At 60.4% G+C, this 16,376-nt stretch carries 10 protein-coding genes; 4 read left to right on the top strand and 6 right to left on the bottom strand.

Annotation, left to right across the window (positions count from 1 at the left end):
* The first annotated feature begins 59 nt into the window (after positions 1-59).
* The 4 genes from HDF16_RS18850 (at position 60) to HDF16_RS18835 (ending at position 3,369) form a co-directional block, all read left to right on the top strand.
* Positions 60-1,142 (top strand): YncE family protein, encoded by a 1,083-nt coding sequence (locus HDF16_RS18850; protein ID WP_221312893.1) that lies wholly within the window; start codon positions 60-62, stop codon positions 1,140-1,142.
* Positions 1,143-1,363: 221 nt separating this feature from the next.
* Positions 1,364-2,590: a multiheme c-type cytochrome gene (locus HDF16_RS18845; protein WP_221312892.1), complete on the top strand. Its 1,227-nt coding sequence runs from the start codon at positions 1,364-1,366 to the stop codon at positions 2,588-2,590.
* Positions 2,591-2,668: 78 nt separating this feature from the next.
* Positions 2,669-3,052 (top strand): hypothetical protein, encoded by a 384-nt coding sequence (locus HDF16_RS18840; RefSeq protein ID WP_184220123.1) that lies wholly within the window; start codon positions 2,669-2,671, stop codon positions 3,050-3,052.
* Positions 3,053-3,093: 41 nt separating this feature from the next.
* The gene (locus HDF16_RS18835) at positions 3,094-3,369 is read left to right on the top strand and encodes a hypothetical protein (RefSeq protein WP_184220120.1); all 276 of its coding nucleotides are present in this window, start codon (positions 3,094-3,096) and stop codon (positions 3,367-3,369) included.
* On the opposite strand, the gene HDF16_RS18830 is transcribed toward HDF16_RS18835, so the two are convergent.
* From HDF16_RS18830 to HDF16_RS18805, 6 genes are all read right to left on the bottom strand, one after another.
* Complete coding sequence (locus HDF16_RS18830) at positions 3,370-4,539, bottom strand: tetratricopeptide repeat protein (RefSeq protein ID WP_184220117.1); 1,170 nt, start codon at positions 4,537-4,539, stop codon at positions 3,370-3,372. It lies immediately after the preceding gene.
* A gap of 79 nt (positions 4,540-4,618) precedes the next feature.
* On the bottom strand, positions 4,619-8,131 hold the full coding sequence (locus tag HDF16_RS18825; protein ID WP_184220114.1) for a carboxypeptidase regulatory-like domain-containing protein: 3,513 nt from the start codon (positions 8,129-8,131) through the stop codon (positions 4,619-4,621).
* A gap of 500 nt (positions 8,132-8,631) precedes the next feature.
* The gene (locus tag HDF16_RS18820; protein WP_184220111.1) at positions 8,632-9,966 is read right to left on the bottom strand and encodes an APC family permease; all 1,335 of its coding nucleotides are present in this window, start codon (positions 9,964-9,966) and stop codon (positions 8,632-8,634) included.
* Positions 9,967-10,073: 107 nt separating this feature from the next.
* Entirely contained in the window at positions 10,074-12,776 is a 2,703-nt protein-coding gene (locus tag HDF16_RS18815; RefSeq protein ID WP_246409296.1) for a glycosyl hydrolase 2 galactose-binding domain-containing protein, read from the bottom strand.
* A gap of 468 nt (positions 12,777-13,244) precedes the next feature.
* Entirely contained in the window at positions 13,245-15,284 is a 2,040-nt protein-coding gene (locus HDF16_RS18810) for a beta-N-acetylhexosaminidase (RefSeq protein ID WP_246409295.1), read from the bottom strand.
* Positions 15,285-15,401: 117 nt separating this feature from the next.
* A complete protein-coding gene (locus HDF16_RS18805; RefSeq protein ID WP_184220107.1) occupies positions 15,402-16,349 on the bottom strand; it encodes a carbohydrate kinase family protein in 948 nt (315 codons plus the stop codon).
* Positions 16,350-16,376: the final 27 nt, after the last annotated feature.

The following is a 16,376-nucleotide window of genomic DNA, read 5'->3' as shown; positions in this document are numbered from 1 at the left end:
TGCGGGGCTACGTCTGTCAAAGAATCTGTATGCTGTTTCCAGATTAGCCGGAGGGGTTGATGCAGCTTGAGGACAAGCGTGTATTACTGGCCGCCGCGGCCTTGGTGACGTTGCTTGCGGCTGCGATGGGTGCGTTTGCGCAAGCTCAACCGAAGCGGTCTCTGCTGGCGCTCTCGAAGCGGGACCACACTCTGTCGATCGTGGATGCGGATACGTTGCAGGTGATGGCGAAGGCACCGGTGGGGCCTGACCCGCATGAGGTGATCGCGTCGGACGATGGCAAGACGGCGTATGTGTCTATCTATGGTGGCGGGCGTTTTCACGCGTTGTCTGTGATTGATTTGGTGGGGCAAAAGGCGCTGCCGGACATCGATACGGGCGCATTGAACGGGCCGCATGGGTTGGCGTTCGCGGACGACAAGGTTTGGTTTACGGCGGAGGGTGCAAAGGCGATTGCGACCTACAATCCTTCAACGGCGCAGGTGGAATGGATCATGGGAACGGGGCAGGACCGGACGCACATGATCTATGTTGCGAGGGACGAGAAACATATCTACACGACGAATGTGAGTTCCGCGACGGTGACCGTTCTGGAGCTGGTGACGCTGCCTCCGATGGGGCCACCCCCAGGTATGAAGCCACCTCCGGGCATGTCGCAAGGTGGTCCGCCTCCGGGAGGGAACGCGCCGCGGATGGACTGGAAGGAGACTGTGATCCCGGTGGGCAGAGGCGATGAAGGATTCGACGTGACACCAGATGGGACCGAACTGTGGACCGCGAATGCACAGGATGGAACTTTGTCTGTGATCGACCTGACGAGCAAGAAAGTGATGGCGACTATTGCGGCAAAGACCTTCGGGGCGAACCGGTTGAAGTTTACTCCGGATGGCGAGCGTGCGGTGATCTCAAGCCTGGGTGACGGGGATCTGGTGGTCTACGACGTGGCTTCGCGGAAGGAGTTCAAGCGGGTGAAGATCGGGCATGGAGCTTCGGGGATACTGATGGACCCGGTGGGCAACCGTGTTTTTGTATCTTGCGGACCGGACAACTATGTGGCCGTGGTGGATCTGAAGACGCTACAGGTGACGGGGCATGTGGATGTGGGCGGCGATCCGGATGGGCTGGCGTGGGCGGCGCAGTAATGGGGATGAAAGCGGGAAAGACAAAGACGAAATGCGGGGGCCCTCCATTTCGCTACGCTCCGGTGGAGATGACGCTTCTGAAAGGGCTAAGTCGAGATTATGGCCTCTTGTTCGGCGGGTTTTCGAGAGGTATAGTCATCTCGGTCGAGCGGGGGCCGGGACTCGGATTGCCAATTAGAGAGGACATAGACTCGGCTCGTAGAGAGAGCGTCAAGGGCGCGATGATTGTGAGCCGAAAGAGGATTGCGTCGCGATTCTTAGCGGGTGCCTTCGTATGCATGTTCGCGGTGGGGCGTTCGTTGGCTGGACAGGGTGCGGAGCATGATCCGAGGCCGGGATATGTCGGCGATGCGGCTTGCGCGCACTGTCATGCGGGTGAGACCGGCTCCTACATGCACACGGCGCATCGAGCGGCATCTGCACCGGCGAACGACCGAAGTCTGCTGGGGAGTTTTCGCAGCGGCGAGAATGTTCTGACAATCCATGATGAGGCGAAGAATCCTGAGCTGCCTTCGCTCTTTTTCAAGATGGAGAGGGACGGCACGGGTTTCTCACAGACTGCAGTGACGGGATGGGGGAAGGAGACACACAAGCGCCGCGAGAGCATCGACGTGGTGACTGGGTCGGGAGCGCGCGGGCAGACGTATCTCTATTGGCAGGGCGACAAGCTGTTCGAACTGCCGGTGAGTTACTGGAGTGATGGCAAGCGATGGGTGAACAGCCCCGGGTACACGGATGGCACTGCGGATTTCACGCGACCTGTGAATCCGGGGTGCATGGAGTGCCACGCGAGCTATATCGCGGCGGCATCCAGCGACGCGATGACGAATGCGTATGTGAAGACGACCCTGGTGACGGGGATTACCTGCGAGAGCTGCCATGGCGGCGGGTCGGCGCATGTGGCGAAGTATTCCGCGGGCGCGGCGCATGGAGGCGATGCAGCGATCCTGAATCCGGCGAAGTTTACGCGGGACCTGCAGGTGGATGCCTGCGCGGTCTGCCACGGCGGGATACAGAGGAGGGCCTTGCTCCCGGCGTACTCGTATGTGCCGGGGAGGCCGCTGAAAGATTACTTTGAATCGATGCCCGGGGCGGCGGCGGAGCATCCAGACGTGCATGGAAACCAGGTGGGACTGTTGCAGCGAAGCAAGTGCTATCAAGGTTCGGCGACGCTCTCGTGCTCGACCTGCCACAACGTGCATGAGCCGGAGAAGGTGGCGGCTGCTTACTCGGAGAAATGTCTGACATGCCATCAGTGGCAGAGTTGCGGGGTGGCGAAGACGCAGGGAGCGGCGATCAAGAAGAACTGCATCGACTGCCATATGCCGGTGGAGGAGACGCAGGTGATCGCCTCCGAGACGGCGGGGCAGACAGTGCGCGCCCGGATGAGGACCCACTGGATAAAGGTCTATCCGATGGCGAAGATGGGTGCGTCTGCGGGACTATAATTTGCGGCAGCGATGGCCTGGTGCTTTGCGTAAGGCTTGATGGCTTCTGTACTCGGGTCCGCGATGCTGGAGGTGGATATGCGAAGAGAGCGCCTGCTTAAGTGGATACTCTTAGCTGCCGGAATGAACTGCCTGCTGGTGGATGGCGCACGAGGACAGAACAGTCCGTCGCAGGTGCTGAAGCTGCCTGACCCAACGCCGCGAGAGATTGATCCGCGTCTCCGCAACCATGCTGAAGACCCGGCGGCGGCCGCCGCGATGCGGAGGGCGGTCGCGGCACAGAACGAGAAGCGCAGGCAGCTGATTGTGTGGGCAGCGAATGAACTGGTGGTGTTGTCGGAGCGTGCGGAGAAGGCGGCCTCTGGGCCGGCGGGTGATGCCTCGAAGGCGGAGCTTGCCGCGAACGTAAACAAGATCGAAACGCTGGCGAAGAATCTCGCCATTGCGATGAAGGCGCAGTGATGAGGGCTACGTTGCAGCGGCGAAGGTGGATCTGCTCATTAGTGCTCACGCTCATTCTGATGGCCGGAGTTCCGGCTGCGCTAGCGCAGAGTCAGGCGGAGCCTTCTGCGAATGCGAGCACGAAGGCTGAATCATTCGACCCGAAGCGTGTAAAGCTGATCGCGGATACACACAGGATGCTTGCGCTTAGCCGCGAGGTGCAAGCGGAGATGGCGAAGAATGGCCCGGATACGCTGTCGCTGGCGATGGTGAAGAAGGTGGAGGAGCTGCAGAAGCTGGCTGCAGTGGTGAAGGCGGAGGTGGGGAAGGTGCCATAGTTACGGGTGCTGTGATGATGGAGTTGTGTCCAGTTGCTGAGTGAGAGGACGGCTGCTTTGCTGCTTCATGGTGCTTACGATCTCGAACTCCGATTTGGCGAGGGCCTTGTTGCCGGTGGCCTGATAGATCTTCGCGAGGCGCCAGTGGGCAGAGACATAGCTGGGGTCGAGTAGGATGGCTTGTTGAAGCTGCTTCATGGCGTCTTCGGGGTGGCCGGTCTCGCCATAGACGATTCCGAGATCGCGGTGGACCATTGCGGATGAGTTCGGAGCAGCGACAAGTTGTTCGAGATCGGGGCGGGCCTTCTCGAACTGATTGATCTCTACGAGCGAGTCGGCGAGGTAGGCGCGGGCCTGGCCCTGGGTGGGGTTGATGTTGAGCTCGGCCTCGAATTCGACAGCGGCTTCGTCGAAGTGCTGCTGCTTCCAGAGGAGATAGCCAAGTCCGAAGTGTGCATTGGGCTCGCTGGGGTTGGCGTGGGTGGCGGCGCGAAACTGTCCGATGGCGCCGGAGTCGTCACCTTTCTCGTCGAGCGCTTCGCCAGCGATCATGTCGGCTTCAGCGGAGTCGGCGTTGAGAGCCAGGATTTGTTTGTAGACGGAGAGGACGCAGTCGTACTGCTTGCTCCAGAGGCAGCTGTGAGCGAGCGTGAGACGGAGGGTGAGGCTTTGGGGATCGTTGGCGGCGGAGCGTTCGAGGTAAGGGATCGCAACGAGATAGTCGCCCATGCCGAAGTGGGCCATGCCGAGGAGGATAGTTAGATGATTGACGGTCGCGGCATCGGGATGGAGACTGAGCAGCGCGGAGAAGTTCTTGATGGCGGCGGGGAACTGGTTTGCCTTGAAGAGCACGAGGCCGAGGTTCATCTGCAGGCCGGGCATATTCGGGGCGAGCACGAGGGCTTTGTTGTAGCTGGCGATGGCGTCGGCGTAGTGCTCCTGACGAGAGGCGAGCAGGCCGAGATGGGCGAAGGCTTCGGCGTTGCCGGGATCGGAGGCGGCGATGGAGTGCCACGCTAGTTCTGCTTCTACGGTGCGGCCCCGTTGTTCGAGGGCGATGGCTGCGGCGCGATCCGGGGACTGTGCGACAGCTTGTAGTGAAGCTGCGGCGAGGATAAGGCAGAAGAGAGAACGCATGGAGGAGGAGAGGCGGTTTGTAGACGCGTTCATGATAACCGTGTGAAGGCACAAAAGAGAAACAGGCGCGGCAGAGAGACCTGCCGCGCCTGTTTCGGTTGGAGTGAGGTGGTTAGAACTTGAGTGATGCGCCAAGCTCAAGGACACGCGGGTCGTAGGTGCTGGTGATGGCACCGAAGTTTCCGTTGCCGTAGTTGTTGCTCACGCCGTTGAACTGGGTGTGGTTGAAGGTGTTGAAGGACTCGGCACGGAACTTGAATTCAATGCCCTCATGGATGACGAAGGTTTTGTAGAGTGAGGTTGTGAAGTTGTTGCGGCCAGGGCCGAGAACGGTATCCTTGCGAGCGTTACCAAAGCCCTGGTTGACGCCGCCAGCCCATACCGGGATTGGAGCGGAGAAGACGCTTGGGTCGAACCATTGGGTCGACTTCTTCGTGTAGTGGACCTTGCCATTTACGTTTGGACGGTTGCTGTAGCCTCCGCCGAGACCGACTGGATCGTAGCCCACCGACAGGCCAGGGCCCTGGTTCTGGATGATGACTCCGGTCTCTGCGATGAACGTTCCAGCGACTTCCCAGCCACCGGCGATGCTATGTGCGAAGGTGTTGGGGCTGGTGAAGAAGGGCAGTTTGTAGACGTAGTTGATGCTGAGGATGTTGCGCCGGTCAATTGCGCCCGACCCCTTGTCGTACTTCAGGTTGAAGGGGTTGCTGACGGTGGCTTCGTCGAAGCTGGTGATGTCGATCTCGTGCGACCACGTGTAGTCGATCTCACCGGTGAGGCCATGCTTGTTCTGGGCGCGCAGGCCAGTCTGGAAGCCGTTGTAGCCGCCATTGGTGCTGTTCTCCTGTTGCGTGATTCCCGTGTAGCCGACGAAGTTGCGAAGCTGGTCAGGAACCGGAATGGAGCTGGCACCAGGATTGGTCCCCGACTTGTTGTTCGGATCGCCTGCGTTAGCGCGGCTGTAGAGCGAGTTATCTGCCCTACCCGGAGTGTGGACCGATCCAAGAGCGGCCTGGGTTGAGGTTAGAGGTGTGTTCAGCGAATAGGTGTTGATGTTGCGCTCCACCTGCTGGTGCCATGCGAGATTTCCGACATACTGAACGACCAGGATCAGTGATGGCTGAAGCTCTTGTTGGACGCCAAGGCTGTACTGAACAACGCCGGGCGCTTTGTAAGTGCGCGCCAGGGATGTCAGGCCTTGAGCGAAGTTAGGCAAAGCTGCGGTGTTGCCTGTGGCGAAGCTGGTGTGCGGGTTGGAGAGATAGACGCTGGAAGCCTGCGGATCGTTGAAGTAAGGCTCGTTCGCGGCCGTGTTGTAGATGTCGTTGCCCTGGACACGTTCGTAGAAGGAGCCGAATCCGCCGCGGAGGATGGTCTTTCCGTGGCCGAAGATGTCGTCAGAGAAGCCGACGCGCGGTTGAAGGGTTGCGTAGTCGTTGGTGACGAGACCTTTGGGATATCCGTTGGTCCCGGCGTTATAGATGCCGTTCTGGTAGAAAGCTGTTCCGCCGACGGTCTGAAAGCCAGGGCCGGAAGCATTGAGCGTACCGTCAGCGTTGAACTGAGCTGCGGAGCTCTGCAGGTATTGCGTAGGATCGAAGTTGGCGATCTGGTTGGCGCGTTCGTAAGCGTGCGGCAAGGCATCATAACGGAGGCCAAGCTGCAAGCTGAGAGTTGGGGTAACGTGCCAGTTGTCCATGACGTAGGCCGAGGTCGTCTGATTCACGTAGTGATTGGTGTTCAGCGCCTGTGCCTGGTCGTAGGTTGAAGCGAGGCCAAGGATCATATCGACGAACGAATCATTGCTGAGCGTCCCGTATTTGAACTGCCCGCCGGGATCTCCGAATAGCTGCTGGTTCTTGGTGTAGCGGTTGTAACCGAGGCCGAACTTCATCTGATGTTTCCCGACGGCGTAGTAGAGGCTGCCGTTGGGCGAGTAGTCGCGGGCTGCGTTATGCCAGGGTGCGGAACCGGGATTCTCCTGAGTCCCGTAGGGTGATCCCCAATTCATATTGGGAACGTTTTTTGAGCCATTGGCGAAGAAGGGGCTGACTGTCCAACCTGAGGGGTTTTGTGAATTGGCGCTATTGGTGATGCCGATCACGTTGCCGTCGTAGTTGAAGCTGGCTTCGGCAAGCAGGTTCGGGCTGATGGTGTCGGTGAGTTTGACGACTGCGCTGTTGGAGGGGTTTGTAAGCGTGCTGGTGATGGTGGGATAGCTCGCTCCGGACCAGCCGAGCATCGGCGAAGCATAGCCCTGGATTACCTTATCGGCGAGATAGTGCCCGAGGATCTGAAACTTGTCGTTGAGCTTATGGTCGATGCGAACGACGTCGTCGCGAACGTAGATCGGCTGGTTGGCCGAGGAGACGTTCTGACCATTTGCAAGGTTGGGCTTCGGAACGATTCCGCTGGCCAGGTAGAGGATGGCGTTGGGGTCAAGCAAAGCGGCCGGGATGGTCTGGTTCGGGAACGGCTGCCCCGCTACTAGCCCAAGGGTCGCCAGCTTGGCGTTGTAGGCGGCGTCGCCTACGGTCGGAACAATGATTGAGGTAGTGGGCGCGAAGGCTGGAGCGACGTACGCCAAATTCTGGCCAGCGACCGGAAAGTCTGCCGCAGGCAAGGTGTTCACGGCGTTCGGAGTGCTGCCCTGTACGATCTTGCGCCACTCCTCATTCCAGAAGAAGAAGGTCTTTTCCTTACCGGTGTTGTAGGTCTTGGGAACGAAGAGAGGGCCGCCGATGTTGAAGCCGTAGATGTTGTAGTTGAGCTTGGTGCGCGCTTGACCGCCCTGCTTGTTGAAGTAGGTATTGGCGTCGTAGTCGGCGTTGCGGTTGAACTCCCAGATGGAGCCGTGGAACTTGCGGGTACCGCTCTTGAGGCCGAGCGAGATGGTCGCGCCGGAGGAGATACCGTAGTCCGGAGGATAGTTGCTGGAGAGCGTCTCAAGCTGTGAGATGGCGTCCTGCGAGGGCATGATGTTGGGGCCGCCTCCGCCGCCACGGTCGTCGGCTTCACCGCCGTCGATGAGCCAGATGTTATGGCTCTCGCGAAGGCCGTTCACGCTGATGTTGAAGTTGGACGCGACAGAAGTCGGCGTATTGCTGTCGGGCAGTGTCGTGCTGACGCCAAGTCCAAGGGCCACGAGCGCGGCGAAGTTGCGGTTTTCGGTAGCGATCTCGGAGAACTGCTCCGAGTTGATCAGCGTGCTGACCACGTTCGAGTCGGCTTGGACCTGCAGGGCGCTGGCTTCAACGGAGACAGTGGTGTCGACCGAGCCGACGATCATCGATATGTCCGAACGCAGGGTCTGCGAGATATTCAGTTCAAGGCCTGACTGCAGTGAAGTTTGGAAGCCTGGTGCTGTCACCTTGAGGGTGTAAGTACCGATATTGAGGCCGGGGAAAGTGAAGAAGCCGGAAGTGTTGCTGTCGGTCTCCCTGGTCAGGCCGGTGCTTGGGAGAGTGAGTATGAGATGCGCATTTGGAACGACCGCGCCCTGCTTATCGGTGACGATTCCGTTGATTTCTGAGTTCTGTTGAGCTGAACAGGTTAGAGAAACTACAAAGGCCAGCAAAAGAACGACTGGCAAGGATAGGTAACGCCTTATCTTTCGATTCACGGTTCACTCCTCCTAAAAAGTGTTGCGTCGTACGTGGGCCCAGGCTTATGCTTCTGGCCGATCCGCAGCTCGGCCTGCCGTGGCATTTCCTGCTATGCCGGAAAGAGCAACTCCGACCTTCGAGGCTTCGGTTGGCCTCTACAAAAACGATTCAGTTGATTCGGCTGCAAAATCTATACGCTTTTGCACGAAGGTGTCAATGGGTTGTTTCTAGAGAATTTTTTCGAGGCAGGCGGACGGACCACTTTTGGGCAAGGGGGTTCCCGGGAGCGTTTACGAACGACGGAAGGTTGAGATCTTCTGTGTTCTGAAACAATCTCCGCTAGTAAAAAACAATTTTCAAAGCAGTCGGGAAACGATTACTTGAGAATGGGAAGTTAGAGATAAGCGAAGCAGGAATTTTTCGTGGAAGGGAACCCTCAGTTACTCAAGCCAGTCAGTTTTCTAAATAACAAGTGGCTTTCGTGCTGAACTTTCGGCGCGATTTTGCCGCGTACCTGTTATCCCTGTTCCGTGGCCAACGGCGAGCCTATCCGCTTGCGACGGACCAGCCATAACAGGATTCCCAGACACGCCCAGATGGTTCCGGCCCAAAGCGCGGTTCGTCCAAGGTTGAGCCAGAGGAAGAAGCAGACGATGAATCCGGCGAGCGAGAAAACGATTGCTACCCAGAAGGCCGGCTCACGGGAACGCCACGCAAGGACGGCGGATGCAACGTTGACTCCCATGAACGCGAGCAGGGCCCCGTAGTTCAGAAGCTCTGTGCCCAACTGATAACTCATCGCGAGTGATCCGACCAATACGATTGCTCCGATGAGGAGCACGTTGTTTTGCGGGATGCGCCGGACGGGGTTGAGTGATCCGAAGAAACTACGAGGTAAAGCGCCATCCTGCCCCATTGCAAAAAGCAGGCGGGCTGCTCCAAGTTGCGACGCCATACCTGATCCGACCGTGGCGATTAATAGGGCGCCGTTCATGATGGCGAAGAGGAAGACTCCTCCGACACGTTGAGCTACGGCGACGTATGCGGTGTCGAGGTCGGGAAAGGCCATGCCGCGCGGCCAAACAAGTTGGGCGAGATAGACTTCGATGCTCGCGAGAACGCCGGTGATGAGGCAGGTGAGGATGATGGCACGGGGGATGGTCTTCTGCGGGTCGTGGGCCTCGTCGCTGAGGGTAGAGATGCCGTCGAAGCCTATGTAGGTGAGGACGGCGATCGAAGTGCCGCGATAGACGGCCGGGGCAGAGAAGGTGGCCTTGTTGTAGAGCGGATCGAGGAAGAAGGCGGGCGAGCCGATCGCGGTGTGGATGAGGTATCGGATCGCGGCTACGACGAAGAGGACGATGACGACGCCGAGGCCAGCGGCTACGGCGGCGTTTATGCGAGCGGAGGTCTCTACGCCGCGGAGGTTGAGGCCGGTGAAGAGGAGGGCGAAGAGCAGCACCCAGGCGAAGTAAGGGACGCCGGGGACGAAGTTCATCGCGGCTTTGCTGCACCAGATGGTGCAGATGAGCGGGTTGAGAATGTAGTCCATGGCCATGCACCAACCGGTGATGTAGCCGAGGCCGGGGTGGAGTTCCTGGCCGACGTAGGTGAAGGCAGAGCCGCCGGTCGGGTAGGCTCGGGCCATGCGACCGTAGCTGTAGGCGGTGAAGAGCATGGCGACGAGCGCGAGCAGGATGGCGAGAACGACGTGCCCGCGCGACTCCTGGTAGATGACGCCGAAGACCGGCATGGGGGCCGTGGGCTGGATGAGGATGATGCCGTATAGGATCAGGTCGCGGTAACGCAGGGAGCGTTTTAGCGTTACGGGCGCGTGCTGATCTTTGGGCATGTGGGTCCTTGGTGAGGGATTGATTCAGAGTACAACGAAGGGCTGCTGGGCGAGGTTCGTACATCCCACCCATGGCCAAAGGCGAGCCATGGGCGGGGCACCCATTCTTACTCGCCTGTTCCTGAGTCCTTAGTTTTATTGACCGTGGCTAGAGGGCTGATGGTGATTGGGGCTACGTTCCAGCCTTCGAGTTTGACCTTGAGAGTTGAGGCGTCCTTGATGCCGAGGGCTTTGAGGGTTTCGGCGGGAAGCTGGGCGGTGAGATCGTGAGCGTGGCCGGGTAAGAGCTCGATGTAGTTGTCGTTCCAGGTGATGCGTGGGAGCTTGTTGCCGTGCTCGTCTTCGAGTTCGACGGAGAGTTGGAAGGCCAGCTTCTTCGACGGGTTGGAGAGGCGGACGTGGATGCTGCTGCCGGTGTTCTGCGCGGTCGCGGTTACGTTCGTGGGGGGTAGCGAGGCGAGAGCGGTCATGTCCTCAGGGGTCTTCGCTGGGGTGTGGGTGTAATTCGTCTTGGCAAAGTCGAATTCGGTGAGCTTGCCGGGAACCCAGTAGGAGTTGGTGCTGACGATCTTGCCTTTGGCGTCTTTGAGTTCGAGGATGACCAGGTAGGTACCGGAGGTATTGGCGAAGACGTCCTGCGGGATGTCGATGGTCTTGGTGGAGCTGTCGGATGCAGCGTCCAGGGTGTTCGACTTAGTGAAGAGTTCCTTCAGACCGAGGTCGTAGACGCGGGCGGTCGCTGTGAGCTGCGGTGCTGCTTCGTAGAGGCTGTTCACAACCCAGATGCTGTGGTCGTCGTAGGAGTATTGGATGTGGAGAAGCTCGTTGGCCTTGCGCGCGCCGTAGAAGCCGCCGGCGGCGTCCAGGTAGTAGTCGTAGAGGTGCCAGATGCTGGAGGGCCAGGCGTTCGAGAGCATCCACTGAACGACGCCGGTGGTCTTGGTGTACTTGTTGCGGCCATAGGCCTCGAACATGGCGCGTTCGCCGTCGAAGGCCATGGACTGCGCGATGAGGTTGTAACGTTCCGGTGTGGTGGCGGAGCCGTAGGTGGCAGTCATGGCGTCGTTGAAGACGCGGATGTCTTTGAAGCCCTCGCTGCCGGCGTGATAGTTCCAGACGGCGTCCTGCGGCCAGCGATGATCGGGCGGAAGCATCTTTGCAATGCTGGTGAGCGATGGGATGGCAGGGCCGGGGCTGGTTTCGGTGTTGAAGCCGTAGGCTCCGCCGTACCTGGTGTCGGTGAGCCAGTAGGAGGGAGCGACGTAGTCGTAGGGGCCGGTCATCTTGACGCCGCTTTCGCCGGTGACTGCTGTCTTCTGACCGGTGGCGGAGGAGACGATGGCGTTGGGCCACGCATCCTGCTTGAGTACGTTGAGGTAGGCGGTTTCAACGTTGGCGGGCGGCGGATTGTCGCTGCCGTTGAACCAGGCGATCAGGCTGGAGTGGCTGCGGATGCGCATGATCTGTGCGTCGAGCGAGGCGGTGGCGACCTTGAGGGTGTTGGCGTCCCACTTGTCCCAGTGCTCCCAATGGTCGCAGCAGCACCAGCCGGCCATGACCATAACGCCCTGCTCATCGGCAAGGTTGAAGAACTCTTCGGTTTCGAGCTTTCCTTCCAGGCGGATGGTGTTGAGATGCATGTCGTGGACGAGGGTGAACTCGGCGGCGAGCTTTTCGTTATCGTCGCGCAGCATCATGTCGGGCGACCAGCCTGCGCCGCGGATGAGGATGGGGCGCTGGTTGATCTTGAAGAGGAGTGCGCCTTTGGTGGTGAGCTCGGAGACGACTTCGCGGATGCCGAAGCGGATGGATTTTTCGTCGGAGAGCTGGCCGTCGATGACGAAGCGTAGGGTCGCGTTCTCGAGGGGATGAGCGCCCACGTCCGCTGGCCACCATACGTGCGGGCTTGCGATAGTGAGATTGGGAAAGGTGACGGACTTCGATTGGCTGGGGTCGAGGGTCACAGGCTGCGAGATGGCGATGCCAGCGACGGTGCCTTCGAGCTTGCCGGAGATGGCGTGGTCTGTGGCGTTGGTGACCTGGGCGTGTACGGTGAGCTCGGCGGACTTGAGGGACGCGTCGGGGAAGTGCGTCGTGACGAGCGGCGAGCGGACGACGACGGGGCCGCTGGTGCGCAGGCTGACGGCTCCCCAAAGGCCCATGTCCTTGTCGGGTGGGCACGGGTTCCAGTCGACCCAGTTGATGCCGAGATCGGTCGGTGTGGGAGCAAAAGTCTCGACGGCTAGGACGTTTTCGTGGCCGGGCTTAAGGGCTTTGCTGACGTTGAAGTCGTAGGTGCGATAGGCTCCCTGAACTTCGTCGGAGCCGGCGATCTTGATGCCGTTGAGCCAGACGTCGGCTTTGTAGTTGATGCCCGCGAAGTGCAGCCAGCTCGTTTTATTGGCCCCAGTGGCGGGGACTTCGAAGGACTTGCGGTACCACCAGCCGCAGCGGTAGGGGCTGTCGGCGGCCATATCGATGTTGGAGAAGTTTTCGCCGACTGGGTAGGAGGTGCCGGGGATGTTGCGGAGATTCATGCCGACGTAGGGTTCTTTGAACTCGCCCGCTGCGACCTGCACGGCGAGCACGGTCGAGGGGATGGTCGCGGTGTACCAGCCCTTTGTGTCCGCGCCGGGTAGTGAAAGAGAAGCGCCGTCGCCGTGGATCTTGCAGTCCGACTGGACGGTCCAGCCGAGCTTGAGCGGAGTGGAGGTAGCCGCGTGGAGGACGGGAACGGCGGAGAGAAGAGCGAGAGCGCAGAGCCGCGAGACGACCATGCTGTAAACGGGAGCCTTGCGCGGGAGCATCATCTGCTAACCCTCCTACAGGAGATTTGGAATGGAGTGCGGGCCAAAATTCAGGGTGACAGAAGCTCAGGAATCGCTTGGATTCCTTTATTGCAACGTTTTAATACGTGATTAGTAGATAAAGGGAAATGGGTTGGGATGTCAAACGGAATCGGGTTCTGTCGTCTGAGATGGAAGAACAGGCAACGACAAAGGCAAAAGCAGGTCCTTCGCTTTGAGAAGGATGACGAGTCTGGGGGGCGTGGCGAAAAGTTACGAACGATGTGGGTGATGCGGGCGGAGCAGCGGATTCTTCGACTGCGGCCCCTGCGGCGAGACTGCGAGGGCCTTCGCTCGGGATGACGGATTTATGGGGGAGCGGGAGAGAAGGCGGTTCGCGCGTGGCGCGAATGTCCCACCCATGGCCAAAGGCGAGCCATGGATGGGGCACCCGGATTCGTGGTGATGATGGGCGTTGGCTTATCCGCTGGGTTAGTGGCCCGCGGCGGTGACCAGGGCCTCGATGCCGGGGACAGTCTGATTGAGGAGGACCGCTTGTGGGGCTTCGAGGGTCTTCAGTGCGGCCAGTTGCTGGGAGCTGGTTGCGGAAGCGAGGGGCTTCTTCTGCTCGATGGCATCGAGGGCTGTCAGGCCGATGGTTGAGCTGTCGTGCAGGTTGCGAGAGATGGGGGCCAGTTCCGCTGCCAGTGCCGACGACGAGATTGTGGGTTGAAGAGCTGCATCGTTATCGCGCCACAGTATCAGCCATTGGCGGGCCTGAGCGTGCTCTGCGGGAGATGCCGTGCCACTGGCGATGCGTGCAGCCAGGTCACGGAAGTTGCGGGCGGTGTCGCTCTCTGGGGAGACCGCGTCGACGAGCAGGTTCATGGGCGAGGAGCTATCGTACGGCTTCAGGTCTGGTCGGGCGTACTCCTTGGGCGGCTCGACGACGCTCGCGAGGACGCGGAGTGGGGCGGAGTCTTTGCCGTTGGCGATGCGGTCGATCATATTGCTGCTGGTAGCGAGATACGGGCTACCTTGCCAGGTCAAAGTCTGGGCTGCGATTGCGAGGCGCTTATACATAGATGCCTGGTCGGTGACGTCCTGCGGCGACCAGAGGCGCTCCGCGATGGCTGCGGTGCGAGGCCAGATGCGTCCTTCGATGGTCTCGGAGGTGACCATCTCGCTCCAGATAGTGGCTTCGCCGCCCAGGATATGGCTCTTCTCTTCGGGGGTGAGGCTGGCTGCCTTGCCGAGCGGGTCGACGGCGTAGTGCTGCGAAGCGGGTTCGCTGAGGTCGATGTAGTAGCCGCTCGAGAGGATAACGTTGTGGCCGCGCTTGGCGGAGTCGGCGACGGATTCCTGGCCGCGCCAGGACTGGATCATCACCTGCTTCGGGGTGTTGGGCTGGAGGACTTCATCCCAGCCGATTGGGATCTTGCCGTGTTTGGTGACTAACTCCTGGACGCGGGTGGTGAAGTAGGCCTGGAGGGCCGCGTCGTCCTTGAGGTTATGGGCGCGCATGTACTCCTGGATGCGCGGATTGCGGTCCCACTCTTTGCCGTTGCACTCGTCGCCGCCGATGTGGAAGTAGGCGTCGGGGAAGAGGGCGGTCATCTCGGCGAAGAACTTGTCGAGAAACTTGTAGGTGGACTCGCGGGTGGGGTCCATGGCGGGATCGAAGATGCCCCACTGGCGCTCGATCGTGTAGGGGCCGGGGCCGCTCGCCAGGTCGGGATAGCCGACGAACATGGCGGTAGCGTGGCCGGGCATGTCGAACTCCGGGATGACGCGGATGCCGCGGTCGCGCGCGTATGCGATTACTTCTTTGGCCTGTTGCTGCGTGTAGTAGAGGCCGTCGGAGCCCTTCTCAGTCAGGAGTGGGAAGGCCTTGCTCTCGAGGCGGAAGCCCTGGTTTTCAGAGAGGTGCCAGTGAAAGACGTTGAGTTTGGTGGCTTCCATGCCGTCGAGAGTGCGGTAGAGGACGTCGAGTGAGATGAAGTGGCGGCCGGAGTCGACCATAAGGCCGCGCCAGGGGAAGCGGGGTGCGTCATCGATGGTGACCGCAGGGATGGTGAAGCCTGTGGGAGTCAGTTCTATGAGCTGGAGGAGAGTTTGCAGGCCGTGCATCACGCCTAGCGGTGTTGGCGCGTCAAGGGTGATACCGGACCGGGTGACCTGAAGCTTATAGGACTCGTCGTCGGCGACCTGCTGGACCGTGGCGCTGGGGCCGCCGGTGTGGATCGTGATGACGGGGGCGCTGGCCAGTGCGGTGGCCCACTGGGGAACGCCGGTGCGGCTGGCGACGTTGGCGAGGAAGCGCTGGCGGGCGCGTTCGAGGCGGGGCTCTTTATAGCCGGTGAAGACGACCGGGAGCGGACCGGCGACGGCGAAGCTACCCGATGCGATCGTGGCGTGGGCGGGCAGCGGCATGATCTGGAGCGGGGCCTGGGCGTGAAGAGAGGTGCAGAAGAGTGAGGCGGAGAGTGCGGCGACAGCGGAAAGGCGTGATGGCAGGGAAGAGGCGATCAACAGAGGGGTCTCCTTCTTACTTAGGTCGGGCCGGCAGAGGTCTAGTCGGGATTGAAATGATCATATCCCGGCTAAGCATTCAATTACCGGCCCGCTTTGCCCTAGTGCGCCATTTTTTTAGTCGGCGAGCTGAATGCAAAAGGCGCTGTCGTAGCGTGGGCCGGTTGCCATCAACTCTTCAATGACGTCGACGGGCATAATGCCTCCGCGTGCGCCGACCTGGGTGCAGTTAAGGGCTGCTGCGGCGCAGGCGAAGTCCAACTGGCGCTGCAGGGGCCAATCCTGAAGCATGCCGTAGATGAAGCCGGCGTGGAAGATGTCGCCTGCGCCGGTTGTGTCGACGACAGGGACCCGGAAAGCGGGGGCGTGGTGGAACTGTTCGCCATCCCAAGCCAGGACGCCGTCTTCGCCGAGGGTGGCGGCGGTGATGCGGGATCCGAAGCGGCGCTGCATCCGCTGCAAGGCGAACTCCAGGTTCGATTCGCCCATGAGGCGGATGGGGAAGTCGCGGCTGGCTACGAGGTAATCCACGTTGGCGAGGAGGTCTTCGATACCGGGGTAGGTCTCGTCGAGGTCGGCGATAACGGGGACGCCTGCCTCTCGCGCCCACTGGGCGGCGACGGTGGCGGCGGCGGTGTCGTAGCCGTCGACGTGAAGGGCGCCTGCGTTGACGATCCAGTCGCGATTCAACTCTTCTGGCCGCAGATTCATGCGTTCGTCGCGGCGGCAGAGGACGGTGCGCTCACCACCGTCGTCAACGAGGATGAGGGACTGTGAGCTTGCGCCGCCGTTGACGGTGATAAGGCGCGTCTCGACGCCGGCGTGGGCGAAGGCTTCGCGGTGGAGGGTGGCGGCGACATCATCGCCGAGTTTACCGACGTAGCGGGTCTTCATGCCCCAGCGTTGGCAGGCGACGACGGTGGAGGCGACCTGGCCGCCTGGAAGGACGGAGGCGTGACTGTACTCGACTTTAGAGCCGCGGGTGGGGTATTTGGATAGTGGGATTACGGTGTCCGTAGCGTTGAGACCGACGCCGACCAGATCGACCTTTGCAGTTTTTGCCATCTTTAATACTGTAAATGGCCGATGAAT

This window comes from Granulicella aggregans (genome assembly GCF_014203275.1).
Taxonomy (GTDB): Bacteria; Acidobacteriota; Terriglobia; order Terriglobales; family Acidobacteriaceae; genus Edaphobacter.
The sequence above is the reverse complement of the archived record's forward strand: the minus strand, read 5'-3'. Positions and strand labels throughout refer to the sequence as shown.